Genomic DNA, 20464 nt, shown 5'->3' on the forward strand with positions numbered 1-20464 from the left:
ACAAACCCCGCGATTCTACGCCGGGGCGTCGAGCGGCCCCGTACCGGTGACACGGGCGAGCCGCCGGTAGGAGTCGAGCAGCGCGGCACGGTCGTACGTGCTGGTGGTGACCAGCACCTCCTGCGCGCCCGTCTCCTTCACGAGCGTCTCCAGCTCGTCGGCGACCTGCTCCTCGGTGCCGGTGACGTGGCCGGCGAGACCGGCCTCGTACAGGTCGCGCTCCTTGCCGGTCATGGTCCGGGCCTCGACCTCCTCGGCCGTCGGCAGCGGCGGGAAGGAGCCCCGCGTGCGGGCCTCGGCCATGGACCACGCCTCCGGGACCAGGAGCCGCCGGGCCGCCTCGGGCGTGGCGGCCACCGCGACGGTGCCGGAGACGACGACGTACGGCTCCGGGCTCCACCCGGAGGGGCGGAACGCGGCTCGGTAGCGGTCGATGCCGCGGCGCATCCGGTCCCGGTCCCGCAGGTCCCCGATGACCATGGGCAGGCCGGCCCGGGCGGCGACGGCCGCGCCCTCGCCCATGGCCAGCACGAACGGCGGTACGGTCAGCCCCTCCGCGGGGCGCGCGTGCACGCCGGTGGGCGAGGTGCCCCGGAACCAGCCGAGCAGCTCGGCCAGTTGCGCGTCGAAGTCCTCGGCGTCGTCCTTCTCCCGGCCCAGCGCCCTGCGGACGCCGTCGGTGAAACCCACCGAGCGGCCGAGCCCCATGTCGATCCGGCCGGGGAAGAGCGACTCCAGCACGCCGAACTGCTCGGCGACCACCAGCGGCCGGTGGTTGGGCAGCATCACGCCCCCGGTGCCGACGCGGATACGGCTCGTGGCCCCGGCCACGGCGGCCGCGAGCACGGTCGGCGCCGAGCCGGCCACTCCGGGCACGCCGTGGTGCTCCGCCACCCAGAACCGGTGGAACCCGAGCCGCTCCGCCTCCCGGGCCAGCCGCACGGTGTCCCGCAGTGCCTCCCCGGCACTGCGGCCCGCCCGGATGCGGGAGCGGTCGAGGACGGAGAAGCGGGTGTCGGCGAGTGCAGAGGTCACACCGTCTTCAACGCCCGCACGCCGCACAGATTCCCGGCGGCGCGCCCTGGCTAGGGGGTGTCGTTTGGATCTTGCCGGGGGTAGCGGGGTCCGGCACGCGCATCTGCGGCGTTGTCGTCGGTTGCCGGGGCTTCGCCCTGTCGCCCTCCTCCGCCTTGCAGCTGCACGCACCAGACCCGGCTCGGGCCGGCCACAAGGCACCGTCGGCCGCGGCCGGCCTGATCCGAACGACACCCCCTAGGGTGGGCGGGTGAGCGACAGCAGCAGGCCCCCGGTGGCCGTGTTCGACCTGGACAACACCCTCGCCGACACCGCGCACCGGCAACGGTTCCTGGAGCGCAGGCCCCGTGACTGGGACGCCTTCTTCGCCGCCGCGCCGCACGATCCGCCGCTCGCGGAGGGCATCGCGCTGGTGCGGGAGAGCGCCAAGGAGTGCGAGATCGTCTACCTCACTGGACGGCCCGAGCGCTGCCGGCGCGACACGCTCGACTGGCTGGCCGCGCACGGCCTGCCGGACGGTGCCGTGCACATGCGCGGCAACGCCGACCGCAGGCCCGCCCGGCGCACCAAGCTGGAGATCCTGCGGCGGCTCGCGCGGACCCGTGAGGTCCGGGTCCTGGTGGACGACGACGAGTTGGTCTGCGACGACGCCGAACGGGCCGGATTCCCCGTGCTCAGGGCACGCTGGGCGGCCCGGTCGGCCGAACTGCGCGTGGCGCAGGAGCGCGAGGGCCGCACCTGAGGGACGTGGCCGCCGAAGGGGCCTCCGAAGCCGTCAGTCGGACTCCTCCAGGCGGAAGCCGAGCTTGAGGCCGACCTGCCAGTGCGCGACCTGCCCGTCCTCGATCTGGCCGCGCACCTGCGTCACCTCGAACCAGTCCAGCTTGCGCAGGGTCTGCGAGGCGCGCGTGACCGCGTTGCGGACGGCCTGGTCGACTCCGTCGGGCGAGGTGCCGACGACCTCGGTGACCCGGTAGGTGTGGTTCGACATGCGGTGCTCCCTTCCACGGGGCAGCGGTGTGCCCTGCGTCACTCCACCGTGCCCCAAGACGGGACGGAGCGCGAGGCATCGGCCTTCGGGGCGGAACCCACCGGTACCTCCCCTTGACCTTTGTAATGGTCCATACCAAAATCCCAGACACCCGTTCGAGCCTCGGGCTCGTCCCCCACGTCGGGTCTCCCTTCGCGTGTGCAGGACACACCTGTCCGCGCCCTCTGTTCGTCAGTCAGAAGGACCCCTCGTGAGACGTCGCCTCCTCGCCCTTGTCTGTGTGTCCGCCACCGTGCTCAGCGGCTGCGGCCTGATCTCGCAGGACGGCGGGAGCGAGCGGCACACCGTCACCGTGTGGCTGATGAAGGACAGTGCCTCGCAGGACTTCCTGAAGCGGTTCACCGAGGGCTTCGAGGCCGACCACCCCGACCTCGACCTCGACGTCCGCATCCAGGAGTGGACCGGGATCGGCGACAAGGTGCAGGCCGCGCTGAAGGCCGACGGCACGGACGGCCCCGACGTCATCGAGGTCGGCAACACCCAGGTCCCGCAGTACGCGGAGGGAGGCCGGCTGCAGGACCTGACCCTGGAGTCGATGCGCGACTGGGGCATCCGCGACTGGCTGCCGGGTCTCGCCGAACCGGGGCAGTGGCTGTCCCAGCAGTTCGGCATCCCCTGGTACGCCGCCAACCGCGTCGTCATCTACCGCAAGGACCTCTTCGAGCAGGCCGGCGTGGGCGAGCCGCCCCGCACCCGCGAGGAGTGGCTCACCGCCACGGAGAAGCTCGACAAGAACGGCGACCAGGGCATCTACCTGGCCGGGCAGGACTGGTACACGCTCTCCGGACTCATCTGGGACGAGGGCGGCGAACTCGCCACCCAGGACGGCGAGGGCGGCGTCTGGACGGGCGCCCTGGACTCCGCGGCGGCCCTGCGCGGCATGGCCTTCTACCGCGAACTGCAGGCCCTGGGCGACGGCCCGGTCGACGCCGACGAGGAACACCCGCCGCAGGCCGGGGTCTTCGCGAAGGGACAGATCGCACAGATCATCGCGGTGCCGGGCCAGGCCCAGTCCATCCTGCGCGAGAACCCCGAACTCAAGGGCAAAATCGGCTTCTTCCCCGTGCCCGGCAAGAGCGCCGACAAGCCCGGCGCCGTCTTCACCGGCGGCTCCGACCTCGTCGTCCCGAAGAACACCGACCAGGAGGACGGCGCCCGGGCCGTGGTCGAGGCGCTGGTGAGCACCAAGTGGAACACCGACCTGGCCCGCACCATGAACTACGTCCCCAACAAGAAGTCGCTCGCCAAGGACGTCTCCGGCGAGGAGGGGATCGAGGCCATGGCGGCCGGCGCCGCACAGGGCCGGGCGACCCCCGGTACGCCCCGGTGGGGCGCGGTCGAGGCGGACAACCCGATCAAGGAGTACATGACGAAGGTGCTCAAGGGGGCGAAGGCGAAGTCGGAGGCCCGCAAGGCCTCCGACCGCATCACCGAACTGCTGGACGTCAACACGCGCTGACCGGCGGGTGCCGGGGCGCGGGCCGGCGCCCCGGACTCAGCGCGCCACGCTCAGCGACAGGGCGAAACGGTCGCCGCCGTCCGTCCACCAGTGGGCCAGGTCGAGACCGGCCGCCGCCAGCTCGGCCCGCACACCCTCCCGCCGGAACTTCGCGGACACCTCGGTGCGCAACTCCTCCCCGTCCGCGAAGTCCACGGCCAGGTCGAGCGCCTGGATCTTCACGGCCTGCGCGGTGCGCGAGCGCAGCCGCATCTCGATCCACTCCCGTTCGGCGTTCCACAGCGCCACGTGCTCGAAGGCCGCGGGCGCGAAGTCGGCCTCCAGCTCGCGGTTCACCACGGACAGCACGTTCTTGTTGAACTCGCCCGTCACCCCGGCCGCGTCGTCGTAGGCGCGGACCAGCACCCCTTCGTCCTTGACCAGGTCCGTGCCCAGCAACAGGGTGTCGCCCGGGGAGAGCAGGGAGCGCACGGAGGCCAGGAACTCGGCGCGTTCCCCGGGCAGCAGGTTGCCGATGGTGCCGCCGAGGAACGCCACCAGCCGGGGGCCCGGCGTGTCGGGCAGCGTCAGCCCGGCCGTGAAGTCGGCGATCAGCGCGTGCACCTGGAGGCCGGGGCGCTCGGCGACGAGCGCCTGTCCGGCCTGGACGAGGGCGCTCTCGCTCACGTCGACCGGCACGTAGCCGCGCAGTCCGTTCCGCTCGGTGAGCGCGTCCAGCAGCACGCGTGTCTTCTCCGAGGAGCCGGAGCCCAGCTCCACCAGGGTGCGGGCACCGGTCGCCGCCGCGATCTCCCCGGCCCGGTCGACGAGGATCTCCCGCTCGGCCCGGGTCGGGTAGTACTCGGGCAGCGCGGTGATCGCCTCGAACAGCTCGCTGCCCCGCGCGTCGTAGAACCACTTCGGCGGCAGCCACTTGGGCGTGCTCGTCAGGCCCGCCAGGACGTCGGCGCGCAGGGCGGCGTCCGTGGCGTCCTCGGGCAGCGTCCGGGTCAGACGGAACTGGCTCACGTGCGGGGCTCCTTCGCAGAGACGAAAGCGTCGGTCGGGCCGAGGGCGGGGGCGGCGGCCCCGCCCGGGTCCTTGAGCGGGGTCAGTCGCACGTCCGTGCGACTCGCCGTCAGCAGGGTGCGGTCGGGGACCTCCCGCCAGTGGGGGTCGTCGTCGTACGGCTCGGAGGCGACGACCGTGCCGCCCCCCGGGCGGGACAGGTACCACAGGGTGTCGCCCCAGGTGGTGGCGGTGATGGTGGAGCCGTTGGTGAGGAGCAGGTTGAGCCGGGAGGCCGGGGCCGCCGCGGCCACCTCCAGCACCGTCTCGGTCAGCGCCCGGCCCTCGTCGTCCCCGGCCCGCAGCCGGGCCAGGACCAGCGCCCACACGAGCGCCGAGTCGTTGCGCGCCTCCAGCGACAGCAGCTCACCGGGCGGCAGCGTCGCGGCCACCGGAGCCAGCGACCCCGGCCAGCCCGCCACGGCACCGTTGTGGCTGAACAGCCAGGCCCCCGCGGCGAAGGGCGCCGCGGCCGCCTCCGCGTCGGCACCGGCCAGCGTCGCGTCCCGCACCGCCGCGAGCAGCGCACCGGTCCGCACCACCCGCGCCAGGTCGGCGAAGGACTGGTCCGCCCAGATCGGCCCCGCCCGGCGGTACCGGGCGGGCACCGGGTCGCCGTCGGCGTACCAGCCGACGCCGAACCCGTCGGCGTTCACCGTGCCGTACCGCTGGTGCCGCGGCGCCCACGACTGCCGGTACAGACCGTGCGGCGGCGCCACGAGGAGGTCGCCCAGGGGTTCCGCGGGGCCCGCATAGGCCAGGTGCCGGCACATCAGGCGACCTCCGCCGACGCCGACCGGGCCGTACGGAACCCGGAGAAGATCTGCCGCCGGACCGGATAGTCCCAGTTGCGGAACGTGCCCCGGCAGGCCACCGCGTCCACGGCGAACGAACCGCCGCGCAGCACCTTGTACTCGGGGCCGAAGAACACCTCCGAGTACTCCTTGTACGGGAACGCCCTGAAACCCGGGTACGGGGCGAAGTCGCTCGACGTCCACTCCCAGACGTCGCCGATCAACTGCCGTACACCGAGCGGCGACTCACCGGCCGGGTAGCTGCCCGCAGGAGCCGGGCGCAGGTGCCGCTGCCCGAGGTTGGCGTGCTCCGGGCCCGGGTCGGCGTCGCCCCAGGGATAGCGCATGGCGCGGTCCCCGGCCGGGTCGTACCGCGCGGCCTTCTCCCACTCGGCCTCGGTGGGCAGCCGGCGCCCGGCCCAGCGGGCGTACGCGTCGGCCTCGTACCAGCACACGTGGAGCACCGGCTCGTCGGGCGGTACCGCCTCGGTCACCCCGAAGCGGCGCCGCAGCCACTGCCCGCCGTCCCGGCGCCAGAACAGCGGGGCGGTGACGGCGTGCCGGCGGATGTGGTCCCAGCCCTCGGGGGTCCACCAGCGCGGGTCGTCGTAGCCGCCGTCGTCGATGAACGCCCGGTAGGCGCCGTTGGTCACCGGGACGGTGTCGATGAAGTACGGCGCCACCTCGCGCCGGTGCGCGGGGCGTTCGTTGTCCAGGGCCCACGGCTCGGTCGAGGTGCCCATGGCGAACGGGCCGCCCGGCACCAGGACTTCGGCCGGCCCGGTGAACAGCGGCACCGGATCCGGGTCGGGCGCGGTCAGCGCCTGCGGCCCCTTGCGCAGCTGGTGCGTGATCAGCATGGTCTCGTCGTGCTGCTGCTCGTGCTGGGCGATCATCCCGAAGGCGAAGCCCGCCTCCGTCAGCCGCGTCCCGTCGAACGCGGTGGCCTCCAGCACGTCCAGGGCCCGCCCGCGCACGTCCGAGGCGTACCTGCGGGCCTCGGCGGGCGACAGCAGGGGCAGGCTCGGCCGCTCGGAGCGCGGATGCTCGAAGGCGTCGTACAGGCTGTCGATCTCCGGGCGTATCGCCTCCTGCCCGGCGACCGCGCGCAGCAGCCACTGCTCCTCCTGGTTGCCGATGTGCGCCAGGTCCCACACCAGGGGGGACATCAGCGGCGACACCTGGGCGGTCAGGTCGGGACCCTCCACACAGCTGGTGAGCAGCGTGGTGCGCTCGCGGGCGGTGACCAGCGTGGTCAGGGCCCGCTCCCGCAGTGCCTCGGCGGTGGTGGTCGCAGGCGCGTCGGTGGGGTCGGTCATGAGCGGGTCTCCCTCCCGTGCGGGCCACGGTCCGCGCCGCCCGGCATGTCCAGCAGATCGTCGGCGGGGCAGCGGCCCCTCAGGACGTAGCGCTCCCGGTACGCGGCGACGGCGTCCGTCACCCCGGTGCTCGCGCCGAGCCGGGGCAGCGCGGAGAGTGCCGCGGTGAAACACGTGACGGCCGCCTCGCGCAGCTCGGGATCGGTGAGGGCGTCACGGGCCGCGTCCTCGTACAGCGGATTGTGCGGCGCGGGCAGGCCCAGGGTGCGCTCCGCCAGGGGCTTGACGGCCCGGTAGGCGGTCTCGGTGGCCTCGGGGTCGTCGAACAGCGCGGCGGTCACCGCCAGCGGCACGATCCAGCCGTCGTCCCCGGGCTGCGCGTCGATCATGCGCAGCTCCAGGTGGCCGCGCGGCCTGACCGGCGGGAAGAGCGTGGTGAGGTGGTAGTCGAGGTCCTCCCGGGTCGGCGGCCGGGGCACCAGCTCGCGGGTCCACTCCCGCAGCGTCAGGCCCTCCGGCACGTCCCAGGGGCCGCCGTCGCGGCGCACGCACATCACCGGGGCGTCCAGCACGTGCCGCGCCCAGGTGCCGCGCGGGTCGCTGTCCAGCGGGGGACCGCCCGCCCGCCCGGCGCCGATCTGCGTCCACCGCAGCTGCCGGGTGGACCGCCAGCCGGTGGGGTGCCCGCCGGACAGCGGGGAGTTGGCGAACGCGGCCAGCAGGACCGCGCCCAGGTGGTGGGCCAGCCACCACCGGCGCACGTGTCCCAGTGGCCCCGGCTCCTCGTGCCCGGCGTCCACGCACACCTGCACCGAGGCCGAGGCGCACATCATGAAGCGGCCACCGGGGCCGGTGCGGTCGAGACAGGACTCCATGGCGTCGTAGCGCGGCTGCCGCAGGTAGCGGCGCGGCGGGTGCCAGGGATCGTGGCCGAGGCCGACCAGGGCGAGGCCGTCCTCGCGCAGCACGGCGCGGACGGCTTCCAGATCGGCGGAGACGGAGCGGACGCACTCCGTCAGCGAGGCGGCGGGGAGCGAACTCAGCTCCAGCTGGCCGCCGGGTTCGACGGTCAGCGCCGACCTCAGGGGCACGGCCCGCAGCGCGGTGTACACCGCCTGGAGCCGTTCGGGTGACACGGGGAGCCGCGGCGCGCGCAGTTCGTGGACGAGCCATTCCACCTCGACGCCGAGGAGCCTGGGCGGACCGGTCTTGAAGCAGATGCCGCGGACCAGCGCCTCGACCTCGGCCTCACTGACCGCGGTACGGGGCCGGATGCAGCCACCAACCGAATCGGACATGTCGGGATCCTCCTGAGATTCCACCATGCCGCCGGCCCCTCTGCGGTGGGCCGGGCCGGCACACTCGTCCCACCCAAGACCCTCGTGCCGCTCCGCACAAGGATGCATTTCGGGACGTTCCCGCTCGGTAATCTCCGTGATTCGCCCGTTTCCGAGGGTTTTCCACGTCGTTCGCCGGTCGGGAAACTCCGTTGCACCGCACCCTCAGCATCACCCAGGATTCCCGCATGAGCACGACGGGGGAGACCGCGCCGCGCGCGGTCACGGCGTCCACGGGGGTGGCGCCGTGAGCGCGCGCCTGCGGGGCATCGCACAGCAGACGGAGCAGATCGTCGCGGCCGGGTCCTACCGCACGTCCGACGGGCGTGAGGTGCCCCTGGCGGCCGCGGTCGGGGCGGCCCGGGACGGTACGCGGATGTACGGGCCGGGGCCAGTCGAGGTGACCGTTCCGGCCGGGGCGCGCACGGCCTTCGAGGTCACCGGCGAGAGCAGCCTGGAGGCCGCCCGGCGGCTCGGCGGCGACGTCGCCGTGCTCAACTTCGCCTCCGCGCGCAACCCCGGCGGCGGTTACCTCAATGGCGCCCAGGCCCAGGAGGAGGCCCTGTGCCGGGCCTCCGCCCTGTACACCTGCCTGCTGCGGGCGCGCGAGTTCTACGACCACCACCGGGCCCACCGCGACCCGTTCTACACGGACCGCGTCGTCCACTCGCCCGGCGTACCCGTGTTCCGGGACGACCGGGGCCGCCTGCTGGACGAGCCGTTCACGGCCGGGTTCCTCACCTCCGCCGCGCCCAACGCGGGCGTGGTGCTGCGCACGGCCCCGGAGCGCGCCGCCGGCCTGCCCGCCGCCCTCGCCGGGCGCGCCGAGCGGGTGCTTGAGACGGCCGCGGCCCACGGGTACCGGCGGCTGGTGCTCGGCGCCTGGGGCTGCGGCGTGTTCCGCAACGACCCCGCTCAGGTGGCGGGCGCGTTCCGGACACTGCTCGGGCCCGGCGGGCGGTTCGCCGGTGCCTTCGAACGGGTGGCCTTCGGCATCCTGGACCGCACCCCGGGCGCCACCGTCCGGGCGGCCTTCGAGCGGGCCTTCCCGGAGGGTGCCGTCCGCCCAGGTCAGGTCCAGCCGTAGCGCTCCCGCAGCCGCTGCCGTACGAGGTCGAAGCGCATCCGGTCCAGGGCGCACGCCTCGCGGCGCATCCCCGCGTCGTGCAGCCGCAGCACCCGGTCCACGTCGACCCAGGAGTCCCGCCCGGAGCGGTCCCAGGGCCCGCTGCCGATCGGCACCCACTCCCGGTCCCCGTCGTGCCGCCTGCTGGACAGCTGCACGGCCAGCACCGTCCCGGCCGCCTCCCGGGCCACCACGAGCACGGGCCGGTCCTTGCCGCGGCCGTCCGCCTCCTCGTAGGGCACCCAGGTCCAGACGATCTCACCGGGATCGGGATCGCCGTCGTGCGCGGGGGAGTACTCGGTCCGCACCCGGCCCACCTCCCGCGGGTCGGCCTCGGTGGTGGCGGCGGGGCCGTAACGGCCCGGGGCGGTCTCGCCGTTGCTGTCGATGTCGTCGGTGAAGGCGTTCACGGCCGTACCGTACGGGACGGGTCCGCGCGGACGCGCGGGGACCCGCGTCCGGTGGCAGGCTGGCCCCCGGGCCCGGCTCGCAGGAGCCCGGCCACCGGCGACACGAGACAGTACGAGTCAGAAGGCGACGTCATGACCGACCAGCTCACCGTGAGCGTCCTGGGCACCGGCATCATGGGTGCCGCGATGGCCCGCAACCTCGCCCGCGCCGGACACGCCGTCCGCGTCTGGAACCGCAGCCGCGCCAAGGCCGAGCCGCTGGCCGCCGACGGCGCGCATGTCGCGGGCAGCCCGGAGGAGGCAGTACGCGGCGCCGACGTCGTCCTCACGATGCTGTACGACGGCCCGGCCGCCCTCGACGTGATGCGGCGGGCCGAGCCCGGCCTGCGGCCCGGCACCGTGTGGGCGCAGTCCACCACCGCGGGCGTCGACGCGGTCGCCGACCTGGCCGCCTACGCCCACGAGCGGGGCCTCGTCTTCTTCGACGCCCCCGTCCTCGGCACCCGGCAGCCCGCCGAGGCCGGTCAGCTGCTGGTGCTGGCGGCGGGTCCGGGCGAGGCGCGCGACACCGTGGCGCCCGTGTTCGACGCCGTCGGCTCGCGCACCGTGTGGACCGGAGAGGACGGCGCGGCCGGCAGCGCCACCCGGCTGAAACTGGTGGCCAACAGCTGGGTCCTCGCCGTCACCAACGCCGGCGGCGAGACCCTCTCGCTCGCCAAGGCCCTGGGCGTCGACCCGGACACCTTCTTCGACGCCATCGCCGGTGGTCCGCTCGACATGGGCTACCTGCGGGCCAAGGCCGGCCTGATCCGCGACGGCGCGCTGAGGCCGGCCCAGTTCGCCGTCGCCACCGCCGAGAAGGACGCCCGCCTGATCGTCGAGGCCGGCGAGGCGAACGGCGTCCGGCTGGACCTCGCCGCGGCCGGTGCGGAACGCTTCGCCCGGGCCGCCGCCCAGGGACACGGCGACGAGGACATGGCGGCGGCCTACTTCGCCAGTTTCGAGGAGAAGGCGAGCGACTGAGCCCACCCGGGGTACCGGGTGCATGAGACACCCCGACACCGGCGCCCGGACTCGGACCCGGTGCCGGACCACACCACACCGCGAGGAGTCCGCATGTCGAAGCCGCCGCTGCCGCCCGAGGCCGTCGAACTGCTGCGCCGCCCCAACCCGTGCGTCATGGCCACCCTCCGCAAGGACGGCGCCCCCGTCTCCACGCCCACCTGGTACGTGTGGGACGACGACGGCCGGGTGCTGATCAACCTCGACGCGGGCCGCGTGCGCCTGGGACACCTGCGCCGCGACCCGCGCGTCACCCTCACCGTCCTCTCGGGCGACGACTGGTACACCCACGTCACCCTCATCGGCCGCGTCGCCGAGATGAGCGACGACGAGGACCTCTCCGGCATCGACCGTCTCTCCCGGCACTACACGGGCAACCCGTACCCGAACCGGGAGCGTCCCCGGGTCAGCGCCTGGATCGAGGTGGAGCGCTGGCACGGCTGGGGGGAGCTGAAGGACAGTTCCCAGTCGGGCTGACGGACGGCGCCTCCTGCCGTGCCGGGCGCCGGCCCAGCGCGCCCGGCCACCAGAACCGGCGGTCCGGGTCGAGCGCGAGGGCGGGCACCGGCACCGTACGCACCAGGAAGGCGTCCGGCAGGACCCCGATCCCGACCAGGACGCCCGGCTGCGCCACGGTCACCAGCGGCAGCCCCGCGAAGACGGCGAAGGCCACGGCGAGCACGACGCCGGCGAGGTGATCACCCCCCGACATCTGGCGATGTCGGGTGTCGGGTGTGTTCCGCCGTGGTACGGCCGGGAGTTGCGGCTCCCGGCCGTACATGTGCGGCGGCGCCCGGTGGCGGCGTCTACTCGATCTCGCGCATCATCTTCTCCATCGAGCCGACCGCGAGCCGGCTCCGGGTCAGCTCGTCGAGGGTCTGCCGCTGCTCCTCCACCGTGCGGCGCTGCAACTCCACCGTGTCCTCCAGGAGTCGCGCGTACCGCGTGGCCAGCTCCTTGTACTGCCCCTCGCGTGCCGCCGGCATCCGGTCCCGCCAGGTGGCGGCGACCTGCCAGACGATCACGATCATCAGGCCGAAGAACCCGGCCGCGCCCACGGCGCCGACCAGGACCCCCAGCTCCTCGGCCCCTGCGGCGAGAGTCACCACGTCCTCGTTCACTTCGCTTCCTCCTTCGCACTCCGGCCGGTGGTCCGGTCGGTCTCGGTGGTGTCGGTGAGCGTCGCGGCCGCCTGCGCGACGACCCGCGGGGTGAGTTCGTGGAAGAACGGGGTGACGTCGTAGTACTTCACCGTCTTGCCGTCCTCCGCGACCTCGAGCGTGCCGGTCACCAGGCCCGCGGCCTCCAGACGCCGCAGGTGCATGTGCAGCAGCGGACGGCCCGTGCCGTGCGATGCCCGAGGCCCCACCTCCGGCATTGACCGGTGACGAGTTGCTCAAGGTGCTCTCCGCGCTGGGCAACCCGCACCGCATGCGGATCGTCGCGGCGCTCCTGGAGAGCCGGAACTACGTCAGCGCACTGGCCCGCCTGATCGATCAGGGGGTGGGTCAGGGGCGGTTCGGGGGTGGACGCGGGGGCGGGTCCGGGGAGTATGATCATCACGCGGCATCGCGTGTCGGTCACCGTCCGGGTGAGGCATGGAGGCGCCGCGGAGATGCCCGTGGAGGCATTGCCCCGTGTCAGTCGAGTTCAACCACACCATCGTTCTCTCCCAGGACAGGGAGAAGTCCGCCCACTTCCTCGCCGAAGTCCTCGGTCTCGAGGTCGGCGAACCGGCCGGAATGTTCCTGCCCGTGACGACCGCCAACGGCGTCACCCTCGATTTCGCCACCGTCGACATCGACATCCCCGTGCAGCACTACGCGTTCCTCGTCTCCGAGGACGATTTCGACGGCATCCTCGCCCGGCTCGTCGAGGGCCGGATCCCCATCCAGGCCGACCCGCCCGGCCGGCACCCGCGCAGGATCAACCGCAACGACGGCGGCCGGGGCGTGTACTTCACCGACCCGTCCGGGCACGGCATGGAGGCCTTCACCCGCCCCTACGGCAGCGACCCCGCCTCGCCGCTGAACGGCGTCACCGAGGACGTGCCCGGGGCCTGCTGACCGGCGTCCCCGAGGCCGTCACCGGCCCATGGCCGGGACCGTTGTCAGACCCCCTCCGCATACTGGTGGCCTCGAAGTGCCGGATGCGAGGGGGACTGGCCGTGCGGATGCGGACGGTGTACAGGGGTGAACTACCGGTCGTCCACGGGCGGTTCCACGTGGACAGCCGTCCCGGGCCGTGGGCGCCGGTGCCGTCGGAGGCCTGCGCCGGGCAGACCAACGGCCTGTGCGGCGCGGCCGTCCCGGGCTGCCTCTTCCTCTGCACGGGCCTGAGCAGTGGAAAAGTCGCCCTGACCGTCGAGGTGCACGGCACCGCGCCGCCCCTCGACGACCGCTGGGAGGACGTGGTGGAGACGTCCTTCCGCCCGCTGACCGCCTCGACCGCCGTCCTGCCCTGCGGCCGCGGCGCACTGTGCGAATGGGCCCTGCCGGCCGCCGACCACCGGGTGCGCTACTGCGGACGCGGCATGGACGGCGGTGCGGGGGCCGCGTCCGCCACGGTCCGGGACGCGGGACCGGTCGGCCAGTATCTGCTGCAGTTCTGGCCGGCGCCGCCCACCGCGGACCGGGTGGTCAGGCAGACCTCGCGCAGCGCCGCACACCGGCACCGCTGCGCGCGCGCCCTGGAGCCGACCGTTCCGGGGGCGCGGACCGAGCGGGAGCGTGCCGAGATCCGGTCCTGGGGCGGCCGGCTGCCCAGCCGGCGGGTGCGGGAGGCCGGTGCCGACGCGCGCGGGCTCGTACCGCTGGACCGGGAGCTGCTCGACGCCGTCGACGCGGCGTGCCCGGCCACCCAGCGCGGCCTCGCCCGCTGGGCCGCCCGCCGGGCCCTCACCGCCGCCGGACTGGACGGCGTCGACTGGATCGCGCCCGCGCTGGCCGCGCTGGACCGGGGCGAGCCCCTGCCGGCCCCGTTCGACGATCCCCGGCGGGCCTGGGACCGCTTCTTCACCGACGCCCGCACCGCCCTCACCGCGCCCGACCCGCCCGGCGCGGGCCAGGGGGCCCCACTGTGCCGCGCCCTGGCCCTGCCCGCCCTGCGTGCCGCCGCGGATCCGGACCCCCTGCGCGCCGCGCTCGGCGCCCTCTTCGCCGCCGCGGTCACCCACGGCACCGACTACCCGGGCCTGTTCGCCGAGGCCCGCCGGTGCTTCCCCGGCCTGCGCGCGGACGCGTCGCCGCAGGCCTGAGGGGGCGTGCGGTCTTCTTCCGCGTTCGACGGGTCGGTCCGGGGCCGGGTGTCCCGACGGGGCGCGTGTGGCGCCCGGGGTGCCGGGCACGGTTCGCCGGGGCCTTCGGTTGCTTGCCCCGCCCGGCCCGGCCCGGGTGCGGATGTGCCGGCGCGGGCGTGCGCGGCGGGCGTGCGGGGCGGGGGTCCGACGGGCCTCCGCGTCCGGTCGGCCGGTTCGGGGCGGGGCGCGATGGGCGTTGCGCCGGGTGCGCCGGGCGGGGCGTGGTGGACGGGCTGTCGCGTTCGGTTCGCCGGGGCTCTCGGCGCTTGCCCGGCCTGGGCCGCGGCGGCGGCGGCGTGGGCGCGACCGGGGGACCTCAGCCGTCAGCGGCGGGCCGGGACGGGGAGGGAGCGGACGTGTGGGGCTGTCGCGGCAGCAGCAGTGGGGTCGTCAGGAGCAGCACGCCCGCGAGCGCGACGGCCGTACGCGTCCCGGTCAGGCCGGCCAGCAGTCCCCACAGCGCGGTCAGCGCGGCGGTCGTCAGCTTCCCGCTGACCGTCCAGGCCGACAGCGTGCGCGCCACCCGGTCCGCGGGCGTCAGCTCCAGCCGACGGGTGGCGTACACCGGGTTGTACACGCCCACGGACGCGATCAGTCCGAACTCGACGGCCATCACCAGGATCAGCCCCCCGGTCCCCGGACCGACGAAGGCCAGCCCCACGGGCCAGCACACGCGCAGCACGCCGCTGGTCACCAGCACCCGGTGCTCCCCGAAGCGGGCCACGAGCGGTCCGGCCATGCGCGAGCCGACCAGCCCGCCGAGGCACGGCACCGCGAAGGCGAGCGCGTACTGCCAGGGGGCGAACCCCAGGTCGCCCAGCATGAGCACGGCCAGCAGCGGTGCCGTCGCCATGATCAGACCGTTGACCAGGACCATGTTGAGGAACAGCGGACGCAGGGCCGGTGAGGCGAGCACGTACCGCCAGCCGTCCAGCAGGTCACCGGCGCGCAGCCGGCTCGCCGCCGCGCGCCGCGGGTGCGGCTCCCCGCCCCCGATCGCGCGAATGCCCAGCGCCGAGAGGAGATAGCTGACCGCGTCGGCCGCCACCGTCACCACCGGGCCGAAGAGCCCGATCGCGGCCCCGCCGACCGGCGGTCCGAGCATGGCCGCGGTCCAGGTCGTCGCCTCGAACCGGCCGTTGGCCCGCAGCAGGTCCGGCCCTCGCACCAGCGCCTTGAGACAGGAACCGGCCGCGGCCCTGAAGGTGATGTCGGCCGCGGCGACGACGACCGACACGACCAGCAGCTGGGCGAAGCCGAGCCGGCCGAGGGCGTACGCGAGCGGCACGCTCAGCAGTACCGCGCACCGCAGCAGGTCCGTCGCGATCATCACCGGCCGCTTGCGCCGGAACTCCACCCACGGCCCGAGCGGCACGGCCACCACCGCACCCACCGCGAGGCCGGCCGCCGAGAGCGCCGCCACCCGTGCCGGACCGGCGTCCAGCACCATGACCGCGATCAACGGAAAGGCGTCGAAGGCCAGCCGCGTGCCGAACGTGCTGACCGTGTACGCACCCCACAGCCATCCGAACCCCCGCCCCAACGATCTGCCGCCCACCACGTCCGACTCGACCACACCCGACTCCGTCACGCCCGACATCCAAGCGAGCCGGGGCCGGGCGGATCAAACAACCGGCCGGGCGGCACGTACAACCGACCGTTGTGCACACGCTCCGAGGCGGGTGCTACCGGGTGAGCAGCTCGCGCAGTGCCCCGGCGACCTCGTCCGGCGCCTCCTCGGCCATGAAGTGCCCGCACCCGACGGTTTCGTGCCGCAGGTCCGGGGCCCACGCCCGCCACAGCGCGGCGGCGTCGTAGCCGAGAGCGGTGCCCCAGTCCTGCTGGAGCACGGTCACCGGCATCCGGAGCCGGTTGCCGTTCTCCCGGTCCGCCCGGTCGTGGTCCACGTCGACGCCGGCCGAGGCCCGGTAGTCGGCCACGATGGACGGCACCGCCTCGCGGGACGCCTTCAGGTAGGCGGCGCGGACGTCGGCGGGCAGGGCGTCCGGGTCCCGGGTCCAGACGTCGAGGAAGTGACCGAAGAACGCGTCCGGCGCGGCGCCGATCAGCTGCTCCGGCAGCCCCGGCGGCTGCGCCATCAGATACAGGTGGAAGCCGACCGCCGCCGTCGTGCCGTGCAGGACGTCCCACATGTCCAGCGTCGGCAGCCCGTCCAGCGCGGCCAGGTGCGTCACCGCGTCGGGGTGGTCGAGCCCGGCGCGCACCGCGACCAGCGCGCCCCGGTCGTGACCGGCCAGCGCGAACCGCTCGTGCCCCAGCTCCCGGGCCAGGGCGACCACGTCGGCGGCCATGGCCCGCTTGGCGTACGCGGTGCCGTCCGGGTCGGCGGGCTTGTCGCTGGCGCCGTATCCGCGCAGGTCGGGGCAGATGACCGTGTGGTCGGCCGCCAGGTCGGCGGCGACGTGCCGCCACATCAGATGGGTCTGGGGAAAGCCGTGCAGCAGCACGACCGGGCTGCCCGTGCCGCCGACGGCCACGTGCAGGCCGACGCCGTCGGCGACCGTCACGCGTTCGTGGGTGAAGCCGGGGATGGCCGGTTCCACGGTGGTCTGGGTGGTCATGGTGGTCAGCGCCTCTCTGTTCCTGCTCGTGTCACACGTCCTGGTGACGCCTTCGAGGCTGCCGCGCCCCAATCAGCAACGGATCAGCAGCCGGCCGGCGACCGACCGGCGACCGACCGGCAGCCGGCCGACGACCGACCGGGTACCGGCCCGCACGCGTACCGTGGTGATCGCACACGCGGTGGCGGATCGGAGCGGACGGAACACGGACATGGAAGCGGTCACGTTCGGTGTGCTCGGAGCGGTCACCGCCCGGCGCGGCTCCCACGCCCTCGCCCTCAAGGGCCCCCGGCACCACGCCGTGCTCGCCCGGCTGATCCTGGCCCGGCGGCGGGTCGTCCCCGTCGCCCGCCTGGTCGAGGACCTGTGGGACGCCCCGCCGCCGCGGGCCGTCGGAGCGGTGCGCACCTTCGTCGGCGACCTGCGCCGCGCCCTGGAACCCGACCGGCCGCCGCGCGCCCCCGCCCGGCTGCTGGTCACCGAGGGACCGGGCTACGCCCTGCGCGCGGCGCCGGACACCGTGGACGCGTGGCGCTTCGAGGCCGCCGTCGCCGAGGCGGACCGGCTGCCGGCCGCTCAGGCCCCCGAGCGGCTGCGGGCGGCGCTGGGGGAGTGGCGGGGACCCGCCTACGCCGGGTTCGGCGCGGCGGACTGGGCCCGCGGCGAACGCTCCCGGCTCACCGAGCTGCGGCTGCGCGCCGTCGAGCGGCGCGCGGAGCTGCTCGTGGAACTCGGGCGCGCCGCCGAGGCCGTCCCCGACCTGGACGCGCACCTCACCGAGCACCCCTGGCGCGAGGAGTCCTGGCGGCTGCTCGCGCTCGCCCTGTACCGGACCGGACGGCAGGCGGACGCCCTCGCCGTGCTGCGCCGGGCCCGCGCCCTGCTGGCCGGGCGGCTCGGCATCGACCCGGGCCCGCGGCTGCGCCGCCTGGAGGCCGGCATCCTCGCCCAGGACCCGGACCTGGACCCGCCCGGCGAACCGGCCGACCCGGCGGCCCGGCTGTGGGCCCGCGCGACCGAGGCGTACGACCGCACGGTCGCCGCCGGCTCCCGGGCCCGCCTGGAATCCACCGTCGGCCTGCTGCGAAGCCTCGCGGTCACCGGCGGCGGTGGCCTGGAGGCCGCCCGGGAGCACCGGATGACGGCGGTCCAGGCGGCGGAGGAGACGGGCGACGCGGAACTGACCGCCCGGGTGATCGGTGCCTACGACGTCCCCGCCAACTGGACCCGCAGCGACGACCCCGCCCTGGCGCGGCGCCTCGTCGACGCCGCCGAGCGCACCCTCGGCGCCCTGCCCGAGGGTCCCGCCACCGAGGCGGCACGCTGCCGTCTGCTGGCCACGGTCGCCCTGGAGTCGCGGGGCGTGCGTTCCCCGCGAGGGCCGCGGGCCGCCGCCGAGGCCGAGGGCATCGCCCGCCGCCTGGACGACCCCGCCCTGCTCGCGTTCGCCCTCAACGGCGTCTTCATGCAGTCCTGCACCCGAGCCGGACTGGCGCCGCGCCGGGACACCATCGGCGCCGAACTCATCGCCCTCGGCGCCCGGCACGGCCTGGTCAACTACGAGGTGCTCGGCCATCTGATCCGGCTCCAGGCCCGCTCGGCGCGCGCCGACTTCACGGCCGCCGACGAGCACGCGACGACCGTGGACCGCCTCGCCGAACGGCACGAACGGCCCCTCGTGGCCGTCTTCACCGCCTGGTACCTGGCCCTGCGCCGGGCCGCCACCGCCGGCCCGTCCGCCGGTTCCCACGACAGCGCCGAGGCCGCCTACCGGTCGGCCGCCGCCCGGCTCGACGGCGCGGGGATGCCCGGCCTGGAACGCGGGCTCCTGCACCTCGCCCTGCTCGGCCTGCGCCTGGCCCACGGCCGGCCCGCGGAGGTGGACCCGGGAGCGGACTGGGGACCGTACCGTCCCTGGGCCGAGCCCTTCGCCCTGCTGGCCGAGGGCCGCGGCACCGAGGCCCGAAACGCCCTGCGGGCCCTGGCCGAACCGCCGCCCGACCTCCTCTACGAGGCGCTGTGCTGCGCCGAGGCCGCGCTCGCCCTCGCCCTCGACGACCGCCCGGCGCTGCGGCGGACCCACGACAGGCTGCTGCCCGCGTCCGGTGAACTCGCGGGCGCGGGCAGCGGGCTGCTCACCTTCGGTCCGGTCGACGGCTGGCTCGGCGCGATCCGCCGGGCCCTGGAGGCGTGACGGCGGCAGAGCGACCCGGCGGGGTCCTGGTCGTCACAGGTGTGCCGGGGCCGGCCGGACCGGCGTGACTCGATCGGCGTGATCGCGCGCGCCCTGCGCCATGTACGGCGGCGGCGGGTGCGCGGCGTCGCCGGGCAGGGCGATCCGGCCGTGCACCCACGTTCCGATCGGGTCCCGGTCGGGCGTCTGCCACCGGCGGTCGCGCCACATCGGCGGGATGCCCTCGCGGCCCCGTGCGCGACGGGGGCGGCCGGGCGGTGGCGGGCCTGCCGGTGGCGGGCCTGCCGGTGCCGATGCCGAGCGTGCGCCATGACGAGCGTCGCCCGCTGTCCCCGGCGGCGACGCTCATCGGGCCCGCACGGGCCCTGGAGGCGGTCCTCGCTCCGGGCCCCGGGCCGGGACGCCCACCGGGGTTGCCCCGGCCCGCGCCGGGTACCCGCCGGGCCATGAAGTGGCAGCAGGTCCAGGAGGGTCCGTCCGCGGTGTACGTGGTGGTGCTCGACCAGGGTGAGGACGCGGTCGCCGAGCTGACCGCCTTCGCTCGCGAGCGGTCCCTGGGGGCCTCCCAGGTGACCGCCGTGGGCGCCTTCTCCCAGGCGGTCGTCGGCTGGTTCGACCGGCAGGCCAAGGACTACCGGCACATCCCGGTGCGGGAGCAGTGCGAGGTGCTGTCCCTCATCGGGGACATCGCCGTCGCCGACGACGGACCCACCCCGCACCTGCACGCCGTACTGGGCCTGTCCGACGGTTCCACCCGCGGCGGCCACCTGCTGTCCGGCCGGGTCTGGCCGACGCTGGAGGTCGTCGTCCGGGACAGCCCGGCGGAGCTGGCCAAGATCCACCGTCCGGACATCGGCCTGGCCCTGATCGACCCCGGCTGAGCCCGGCGTCGCGGAGCGGTTTACCGGCCCGGGTGCGGGCTACGCGGCCCGCAGGCAGTCCCGTACCGACACGTACCGACCCCGGGAGGCGTGAAATGACACGGCGCATCCGAGACGTGATGTCACCGGCCGCGGTGGCCGTCGAGCCCATGACGACGGTGGCCCGGGCGGCCCGGCTGATGCGCGAGGAGGACGTCGGCGACGTCCTGGTGACCTACGACTGCGACCTGTTCGGCGTCCTCACCGACCGCGACATCGTGCTGCGCGGCGTCGCCGCCGGACGGGACCCCGAGGCCACCACGGTCGGCGCGGTGTGCACGCCCCCGCCGGTCGTCACCCTCGAACCCGACGACACCACCGACCGCGCGGCCGAGCTGATGGCCCGCCACGCCGTGCGCCGGCTCCCGGTCGTCGAGCACGGCGGTGTCCCGGTCGGCGTGGTCACCCTGGGCGACCTCGCCGCCACCGACGACCCGCACTCCGCGCTCGCGGACATCAGCCGGGCCGCACCCGGCCACTGACACACGGCCACCGGCACCCCCGACCGCGGGGAGGCACGTCATGAGCGAACCGTCATGAGCGAACCGTCGTGAGCGAGCCGTCATGAGCGAACCGATCCACGCACGGAGCGCCCTGCGGCTGAGACTGCTGCTGTCGGCGGTCTTCCCGCCGCTGTTCCTCGCGGGCGCCGTGTTCTTCGGCGTGTGGGCCGCGGACACCGCCCCCGGCGACAGCCCCGGCCGCGGCATGCTCGTGGTCGTCGCCGTGGTGTGCGCGGCGCTCACCCTGCTGGCGGCCGCCGACCTGCTGGTGGTGGTCCGCCGGCTGAGAAGCGGACACGGGTCCGGAAGCCCGTGATCCGGAAGCGG

General features: G+C 74.9%; 21 protein-coding genes and 3 pseudogenes. 12 read left to right on the forward strand and 12 right to left on the reverse strand.

Annotation, left to right across the window (positions count from 1 at the left end):
- Positions 1 to 15: 15 nt before the first annotated feature.
- Positions 16 to 1035 (reverse strand): LLM class flavin-dependent oxidoreductase, encoded by a 1020-nt coding sequence (locus tag R2E43_RS34475; RefSeq protein WP_030869131.1) that lies wholly within the window; start codon positions 1033 to 1035, stop codon positions 16 to 18.
- 250 nt (positions 1036 to 1285) lie between these two features.
- Here R2E43_RS34475 and R2E43_RS34480 point away from each other — a divergent pair, with 250 nt between their 5' ends.
- Positions 1286 to 1777, forward strand: a complete 492-nt coding sequence (locus tag R2E43_RS34480; RefSeq protein ID WP_003977943.1) for a phosphatase domain-containing protein — start codon at positions 1286 to 1288, stop codon at positions 1775 to 1777.
- A gap of 33 nt (positions 1778 to 1810) precedes the next feature.
- On the opposite strand, the gene R2E43_RS34485 is transcribed toward R2E43_RS34480, so the two are convergent.
- A complete protein-coding gene (locus R2E43_RS34485; RefSeq protein ID WP_016325534.1) occupies positions 1811 to 2026 on the reverse strand; it encodes a dodecin in 216 nt (71 codons plus the stop codon).
- Between the two features lie 250 nt (positions 2027 to 2276).
- Between R2E43_RS34485 and R2E43_RS34490 the strand changes: the two genes are divergently transcribed.
- Complete coding sequence (locus R2E43_RS34490) at positions 2277 to 3545, forward strand: extracellular solute-binding protein (protein WP_011027442.1); 1269 nt, start codon at positions 2277 to 2279, stop codon at positions 3543 to 3545.
- A 36-nt stretch (positions 3546 to 3581) separates the two neighbouring features.
- Here R2E43_RS34490 and egtD read toward each other — a convergent pair whose 3' ends face one another.
- From egtD to egtA, 4 genes are read right to left on the reverse strand one after another with little or no spacing between them, the layout of a single operon-like run.
- Positions 3582 to 4553 carry an L-histidine N(alpha)-methyltransferase gene (egtD, locus tag R2E43_RS34495; RefSeq protein WP_016325533.1) on the reverse strand — a complete coding sequence of 324 codons (972 nt, stop codon included), beginning with the start codon at positions 4551 to 4553 and terminating at the stop codon, positions 3582 to 3584.
- On the reverse strand, positions 4550 to 5365 hold the full coding sequence (gene egtC / locus R2E43_RS34500) for an ergothioneine biosynthesis protein EgtC (RefSeq protein WP_136209103.1): 816 nt from the start codon (positions 5363 to 5365) through the stop codon (positions 4550 to 4552). The genes egtD and egtC overlap by 4 nt, the downstream gene beginning before the upstream one ends.
- Positions 5365 to 6705: an ergothioneine biosynthesis protein EgtB gene (gene egtB, locus R2E43_RS34505; RefSeq protein WP_193484561.1), complete on the reverse strand. Its 1341-nt coding sequence runs from the start codon at positions 6703 to 6705 to the stop codon at positions 5365 to 5367. The genes egtC and egtB overlap by 1 nt, the downstream gene beginning before the upstream one ends.
- Positions 6702 to 8003 (reverse strand): ergothioneine biosynthesis glutamate--cysteine ligase EgtA, encoded by a 1302-nt coding sequence (gene egtA, locus R2E43_RS34510; protein WP_193484559.1) that lies wholly within the window; start codon positions 8001 to 8003, stop codon positions 6702 to 6704. Before egtA ends, egtB begins: the two co-directional genes overlap by 4 nt.
- Positions 8004 to 8289: 286 nt before the next feature.
- Between egtA and R2E43_RS34515 the strand changes: the two genes are divergently transcribed.
- Positions 8290 to 9129 (forward strand): TIGR02452 family protein, encoded by an 840-nt coding sequence (locus R2E43_RS34515; protein ID WP_030869145.1) that lies wholly within the window; start codon positions 8290 to 8292, stop codon positions 9127 to 9129.
- Here the strand turns inward: R2E43_RS34515 and R2E43_RS34520 are convergent.
- The gene (locus R2E43_RS34520; protein ID WP_011027436.1) at positions 9114 to 9578 is read right to left on the reverse strand and encodes a type II toxin-antitoxin system PemK/MazF family toxin; all 465 of its coding nucleotides are present in this window, start codon (positions 9576 to 9578) and stop codon (positions 9114 to 9116) included. The genes R2E43_RS34515 and R2E43_RS34520 overlap by 16 nt on opposite strands.
- 132 nt (positions 9579 to 9710) lie before the next feature.
- On the opposite strand from R2E43_RS34520, the gene R2E43_RS34525 reads away from it, so the two are divergent.
- Positions 9711 to 10601: an NAD(P)-dependent oxidoreductase gene (locus tag R2E43_RS34525; RefSeq protein WP_011027435.1), complete on the forward strand. Its 891-nt coding sequence runs from the start codon at positions 9711 to 9713 to the stop codon at positions 10599 to 10601.
- 93 nt (positions 10602 to 10694) lie between these two features.
- Positions 10695 to 11117, forward strand: a complete 423-nt coding sequence (locus tag R2E43_RS34530) for a PPOX class F420-dependent oxidoreductase (protein WP_003977952.1) — start codon at positions 10695 to 10697, stop codon at positions 11115 to 11117.
- Here R2E43_RS34530 and R2E43_RS34535 read toward each other — a convergent pair.
- The 3 genes and pseudogenes from R2E43_RS34535 to R2E43_RS34545 all read right to left on the reverse strand — a co-directional run.
- A pseudogene (locus tag R2E43_RS34535) lies at positions 11047 to 11331 on the reverse strand (MMPL family transporter); the annotation flags it as partial. The gene R2E43_RS34530 and the pseudogene R2E43_RS34535 overlap by 71 nt on opposite strands.
- A 115-nt stretch (positions 11332 to 11446) precedes the next feature.
- The gene (locus tag R2E43_RS34540) at positions 11447 to 11761 is read right to left on the reverse strand and encodes a hypothetical protein (RefSeq protein WP_030869150.1); all 315 of its coding nucleotides are present in this window, start codon (positions 11759 to 11761) and stop codon (positions 11447 to 11449) included.
- Positions 11758 to 11988 (reverse strand): annotated as a pseudogene (locus R2E43_RS34545) (helix-turn-helix transcriptional regulator); the annotation flags it as partial. The pseudogene R2E43_RS34545 and the gene R2E43_RS34540, both read right to left, overlap by 4 nt.
- A gap of 5 nt (positions 11989 to 11993) precedes the next feature.
- Between R2E43_RS34545 and R2E43_RS34550 the strand changes: the two are divergent.
- From R2E43_RS34550 to R2E43_RS34560, 3 genes and pseudogenes are all read left to right on the forward strand, one after another.
- Positions 11994 to 12134: pseudogene (locus R2E43_RS34550) on the forward strand (ArsR family transcriptional regulator); the annotation flags it as partial.
- A 143-nt stretch (positions 12135 to 12277) separates the two neighbouring features.
- Positions 12278 to 12706, forward strand: coding sequence for a VOC family protein (locus tag R2E43_RS34555; protein WP_003977955.1), 429 nt, complete (start codon positions 12278 to 12280; stop codon positions 12704 to 12706).
- 158 nt (positions 12707 to 12864) lie between these two features.
- Positions 12865 to 13896: a hypothetical protein gene (locus R2E43_RS34560; RefSeq protein WP_332056941.1), complete on the forward strand. Its 1032-nt coding sequence runs from the start codon at positions 12865 to 12867 to the stop codon at positions 13894 to 13896.
- A 358-nt stretch (positions 13897 to 14254) separates the two neighbouring features.
- On the opposite strand, the gene R2E43_RS34565 is transcribed toward R2E43_RS34560, so the two are convergent.
- On the reverse strand, positions 14255 to 15538 hold the full coding sequence (locus R2E43_RS34565; protein WP_332056942.1) for an MFS transporter: 1284 nt from the start codon (positions 15536 to 15538) through the stop codon (positions 14255 to 14257).
- Between the two features lie 85 nt (positions 15539 to 15623).
- The gene (locus R2E43_RS34570; protein WP_332057145.1) at positions 15624 to 16502 is read right to left on the reverse strand and encodes an alpha/beta fold hydrolase; all 879 of its coding nucleotides are present in this window, start codon (positions 16500 to 16502) and stop codon (positions 15624 to 15626) included.
- A 229-nt stretch (positions 16503 to 16731) separates the two neighbouring features.
- Here R2E43_RS34570 and R2E43_RS34575 point away from each other — a divergent pair, with 229 nt between their 5' ends.
- The 4 genes from R2E43_RS34575 to R2E43_RS34595 all read left to right on the forward strand — a co-directional run bounded on the left by R2E43_RS34575 (position 16732) and on the right by R2E43_RS34595 (position 20453).
- On the forward strand, positions 16732 to 18714 hold the full coding sequence (locus R2E43_RS34575; RefSeq protein ID WP_332056943.1) for an AfsR/SARP family transcriptional regulator: 1983 nt from the start codon (positions 16732 to 16734) through the stop codon (positions 18712 to 18714).
- A gap of 233 nt (positions 18715 to 18947) precedes the next feature.
- Positions 18948 to 19595, forward strand: a complete 648-nt coding sequence (locus R2E43_RS34585; RefSeq protein WP_332056944.1) for a PPC domain-containing DNA-binding protein — start codon at positions 18948 to 18950, stop codon at positions 19593 to 19595.
- 95 nt (positions 19596 to 19690) lie between these two features.
- Positions 19691 to 20116 carry a CBS domain-containing protein gene (locus tag R2E43_RS34590; protein WP_093455521.1) on the forward strand — a complete coding sequence of 142 codons (426 nt, stop codon included), beginning with the start codon at positions 19691 to 19693 and terminating at the stop codon, positions 20114 to 20116.
- 82 nt (positions 20117 to 20198) lie between these two features.
- Positions 20199 to 20453: a DUF6343 family protein gene (locus tag R2E43_RS34595; protein ID WP_093455520.1), complete on the forward strand. Its 255-nt coding sequence runs from the start codon at positions 20199 to 20201 to the stop codon at positions 20451 to 20453.
- Positions 20454 to 20464 lie beyond the last annotated feature (11 nt).

It is taken from the genome of Streptomyces violaceoruber (assembly GCF_033406955.1).
GTDB lineage: Bacteria > Actinomycetota > Actinomycetes > Streptomycetales > Streptomycetaceae > Streptomyces > Streptomyces violaceoruber.